2 protein-coding genes are annotated in these 2,488 nt (G+C 41.8%); both read right to left on the reverse strand.

Going from position 1 to position 2,488, the window contains the following annotated elements:
• Positions 1-965: 965 nt before the first annotated feature.
• Positions 966-1,631, reverse strand: a complete 666-nt coding sequence (locus LC574_RS35505; RefSeq protein ID WP_229458312.1) for a heterocyst differentiation related protein — start codon at positions 1,629-1,631, stop codon at positions 966-968.
• Between the two features lie 237 nt (positions 1,632-1,868).
• Positions 1,869-2,488: tryptophan synthase subunit alpha (gene trpA / locus LC574_RS35510; protein WP_229458313.1), on the reverse strand; the 620-nt coding region annotated here is incomplete at its 5' end.

Raw genomic sequence — 2,488 nt, forward strand, 5'->3', positions numbered from 1 at the left:
ACCGAGAATAAGTTACATGGAAAAAGTATTTGCCAAAAAGCCAGGGTTTTTGCCGGATAAAGAAAACCGAGTTCTTAATTTTGGATAAAGTCGAGCTAAAGACAGACCTATTTAAAGCCTTTTTTGTTTGACTGAAAAGTTAGAGCATCGTAGTACGGAAGTATAAATACAGTCTCCTAGATGAGAATCTGCATTAACTTTTTGGGGATAGATTCAAGGATGTGGAGTGATGTATCAGAAACTAACATTTCTCAGGAACAATCCCTGATTCTTTTTTCCTATCTCAGCCCTAAAATTGTGGAATATATGGCTACTTTTTATGCCATAATCTTAATTAAATCATAGTAGGACGTTGTGTCGTATTAGTTAAAAAAACTTAATTATTGCTCAGTAAAGTTTAATATTTTATAATAAATTTTTATGGATTCGCCTTGTTGATCTCAGCTTAATATTGTCTCATTACCAAATCTTAAATTATATTGAATTGTGAGTGCGATCGCTTGATAAGTTTACTGACTTTCTGGTACAAAGGCTGGGATGGTAGTTAATCAAAGCATTACGAGCTTGACCGTCTAAACCGATTATATAACTCTGGACAGATAAAAATTAACCCAATTTTTTAAAGCATCTTCACATCAGAATTTGGTATTGAAAATCAGAAATTAATATTATTTGCTCAACAATAAATAAAAGTCTTTTAAATCCAGACTTTAAGATTTTTCTGTACATAAATAGAAATCACCATCGATAAACGAAGCCTTGCCCAAGTTGGTTTCCTTTTGTAGGCGACTGGTGAACCCGAAAAACATGACATGAGCGATTAATGCACCGCTATATAATACGGCGCGTTAGGCTAAAACCGTAACGCACCCTACTTAAGATTTACTAATGAGATCAATTCATACAAGTTTTCAAAAGTCTTTTGTCACTCCCTCAGGTTATGCTTCGGTAATAGTCAAACAATGTTATTGCATTTCGTCGTATTCTGGGGCTTCAACTCGTCTTGCTTCCATGCGCGAAGCAGGCAAAAACTCAGCGCGACGGACTGGAACCAAGGGCGGTGTATTTCCTTGGTAAGGGTGAATCACTTGTACAGTACGGGCTGGACGCTGCCGTGGTGAGAATAAAGCCAATACCCCAGCGACGACAACACCACCACCAATAGTGAGAGTTGCGCCTCCTACAGCCCAAAGCACGGGTGAAGACCACCAAGTATTTTGCGGTTGGAATGTTGCTGCTGTTTTTTGTTGGTTATTCTGCTGGGCTAATTGCCACTGCTGCTGAGTATTGAAATTTTGAACTTGACCTTGGAGTTGTTGATTCTGCAACTTCAGCTGTTCATTGTCGTTTTTTAAACGCTCCAATTGCATCTGCGTGTTCAGTTTCTCCATCTCCAGACGCTGATCAGTATTGGGAGCAGTCGGTGGCTGAACCTGACCGGGATACATTGGTTGCCCATAAGGCCCATAAGGATACATTTGCGGCTGCATTCCCGGCGCTACTACAGTCCCTGGCATTTGCGGAGCAACAGCAAAGTTAGGCTGTAGGGGGGTATTTGTTCCTTTGAGCAATACGAGAGCCGCCAGCCCAGCTACGGCAACCCCGCCGATAAACGCCATACTCTCACTCATTGCCTTTGCTCCTCAATTGCGACCTAATTATAACAATTTGTGACTGACTCACTCTCACACTCATAAATTATGCCTACTTGACTTCACATAATACTCAAACTATAAGCGAACGGATCAGCTAGTTTTTTTACATGATGATATCTGATGTTAATATTCAAAACCATAACGGTCAAATTGTCTACCAAACAAGCATAGAAAAACTGCACTGTTATACTTTTTTTAATCTAGTTTCCCCGTCTAATCAAGAGGAGTATTTGTGCTGGTGCTGGTGGTATTGATGGCAGCCTTGAGACTTTGGCAAAATTGGGCGATCGCATTTAGTCCCTCCTCTGGTGTACCTTCTGCTAACCGTTTCACAAAAGCGCTACCTACGATCGCAGCATCCGCGCCCCATTCCTTGACCTGACGGGCTTGTGCAGCTTCGGAAATACCAAAGCCTACAGCTATGGGTTTATCAGTAACACTACGAATTTGTTTGAGTAAATCAGACACGCGGTTTTCCAATTGCGATCGCACCCCTGTTACCCCTGTGACGCTGACTAAATAAATAAATCCAAGGGATGAACGAGCGATCGCTTCTATGCGTTGGGCAGAACTGGTGGGAGCTACCAACAAGATTACGTCAATTCCCATCTCACTAGCTGGTTGGAGCAAGCTTGCTGCTTCCTCTAAGGGTAAATCTGGTACTACCAATCCCGCAACCCCAGCCGCAGCAATTGAAGAGAGAAATTTGTCAATTCCCCGGTGCAAAATTGAGTTGTAATAGATCAACAGGACAATAGGCGATCGCAATTTGGGAGTAATCCCTTGTAACATTTCTAGCACCTGCTCCCCTTTACCTTCGCCATATCTGGCAT

It is taken from the genome of Nostoc sp. CHAB 5715 (genome assembly GCF_020829685.1).
Classification (GTDB): Bacteria; Cyanobacteriota; Cyanobacteriia; order Cyanobacteriales; family Nostocaceae; genus Nostoc.